This window comes from Paracraurococcus ruber, from assembly GCF_004353985.1.
Taxonomy (GTDB): Bacteria; Pseudomonadota; Alphaproteobacteria; order Acetobacterales; family Acetobacteraceae; genus Paracraurococcus; species Paracraurococcus ruber.
The window spans coordinates 1-2,145 of record NZ_SMOA01000503.1; the positions used below are offsets into that span (position 1 = coordinate 1).

Annotated in this window: 2 protein-coding genes; both read right to left on the minus strand. The window is 74.7% G+C overall.

Annotated elements, in window-relative coordinates:
- Nucleotides 1-390 precede the first annotated feature (390 nt).
- The gene (locus E2C05_RS31230) at nt 391-978 is read right to left on the minus strand and encodes a phosphonate degradation HD-domain oxygenase (protein WP_133223499.1); all 588 of its coding nucleotides are present in this window, start codon (nt 976-978) and stop codon (nt 391-393) included.
- Nucleotides 975-1,889 carry a PHP domain-containing protein gene (locus tag E2C05_RS31235; protein WP_133223500.1) on the minus strand — a complete coding sequence of 305 codons (915 nt, stop codon included), beginning with the start codon at nt 1,887-1,889 and terminating at the stop codon, nt 975-977. Before E2C05_RS31235 ends, E2C05_RS31230 begins: the two co-directional genes overlap by 4 nt.
- Between the last annotated feature and the right edge of the window lie 256 nt (nt 1,890-2,145).

Sequence of the window (2,145 nt, forward strand, 5' to 3'; positions counted from 1 at the left end):
GCCGGGCGGTGGACCGATGCCGGCCGCCGCAGCCCGGCGCGCGCGGGCGCGTCGCCGGGCGGGCACGCCCTTCCGCCATCCGCGCGGCGGCGGATCGCCGGCAGCACCACGGGCCGGATGGCCGGGGGCGCAGCGACGGGACGGCTTCGTGCGACGGGCCGCCCGCCGGGTCGCGTCAGCCGCAGGCGGACGCGGCTCTCCCGCTGCATCGAACGCGCCATCCACGCCGTCGCCCTGGCGGCACGGCAGGGTCGACGCGGCCGGGGGTGACACCCCGCCGCGCTCCGTCCTGGATCGCTGGCCGGGCGGGCTCATGCCGGCCAGCACAAAGGCTGACCGGGACGATCATCGTGTCTGGCGCGCAGACGTCAGGACGCCTGCGCGCCGGCATCACACGTCCCGGCTTCCACGCTCTCCCGCGCTGCCCGTCAGGCAACGCGCCACCGCCGGCAGGAAATGCGCGACCGGCGGCGTCTCCAGCCCCTTCACCTTCGCCTGCTCGTCATAGCGGCGGAGCTGCACGGCCTCCCGGTGCTGCGGCAGCGCCTCGAAGGCGGCGACCTCGGCGGCCGACATCGGGCCGCCCTGCAGCGCCAGGCTCTTCACGCTGTCGGTCGAGAGCCTGGCGAAGTAGTCCGGCTCCACCGCGCAGAGATAGCGCTTGGCGGCCACGTGCAGCCGCACCGGCTCCGTCACCTCCGGCCCGAAATGCGCCTGCAGCCAGGCATGTCCCAGCTCCTCATGCCGGTCGTCGATGCCGGCATCGGCCGGGTTCTCGCCCAGGTCGTGGACCATGTGCCCGATATCGTGCAGCAGCGCGGCGACGACCATGGCGTCGCCCCTGCCCTCCCGCTCGGCCAGCCAGGCGCCCTGCAGCGCATGCTGCTGCTGGTTGATCAGCGACAGGCCGTAGCGGCCATTCGCCTTCTGTTCCAGCAGGTGGCGGATCTCGGCAAGGATGCCGGTCGTCTGGGTCATGGGGTTCCGTCCTCGAAGAAGACAGGGTTGGACCAGGCGCGCCGCCCGGCCGCATCGGCGACGACGATGCGGGCGAAGCCGCCGGCCCGCAGCGCGGCATGCGGCAGGCGCAGGCGGGTCTGGCCGGGCGCGACGGATTGCACGGCGCGGGAGCCGCGGCCGAGCAGCATCACGCTGGCGGCCGGCGTGCAGGTGATCTCCACCGCCTCCGCATCCCAGGCGATGTCGTGGATCAGCGGGCCCTGCGTCGCGTAGTAGCGGCCGGATTTCAGGGCTTCGAGCAGTGCGGCCGGCTCGTTGGCCTCCGCCTTCACCATCACCCAGCCGCCGAAGGCGTCCATGCAGGCGAAATGCGCGTCGTCCACCGCGATCAGCCCGATGCGGCGGCCGCCGGCCAGCAGCTGGTCGGCGAGGTAGACGCCGTCGCCCCGTTCGGTCCGCAGCTGCGAGGTGTGGTTGTACACCTCAACCGCATGCGCGCCCGGCAGCGTGGCGGCGTCCTCGGCGGTCAGGGCGTACCAGCCGGGATGCGGGATGGCGACGAAGGCGCCGGCGGCCAGGGCGCGCGCGGCCAGCGCCGGCCCGGTCTCGCCGGGTTGCAGCGGCGCGAAGCCGGCGGGGAGGCCGACGGCGAGGATGTGCCAGACTTCGCCCAACGAGGTCGCCGGCGCGTGCAACTCGGCCCCCAGGATCGTGGTGAAGCCAGGCCGCCGGAAGGGCCGCGTGTCGACGACCGGAAAGCCGTATTTCGCCAGGAAATGGTCGGTGAGCGCGAGGAAATCGTAGCCGGCCTCGCGGTAGGTGGCGCAGACCGCCTCGGGCGGGCGCAGGCCGTCCGAGGCGGTCGAATGCGTATGGATGTTGCCCTTCCAGAAGCGGCCGGGCGCGGTGAAGGCGGGATCCTGGGGCATGGGCTCCATCATGGCGCGGCGAGGGCCGGGTCGGCCAGGCGCGGCGGCGGTACGGCGCGGCCGGGGCACCCGCCCGGGCCGAGGCCGCGGCCCAGCCATTGTCCCGCGCCGGCGCCGTCGCCGGGCGTGACACTTCGCTGACATCGGCTGGCGGCGCGCAGGCGGTTCGCCGGCGGCCTGCGCCCCAAATCGGCCCATGGGCCGGGCCCCGCCCCGAACCGGCCGCGCCCCGCGCCAGGGCCGACCGTCGCGGGAT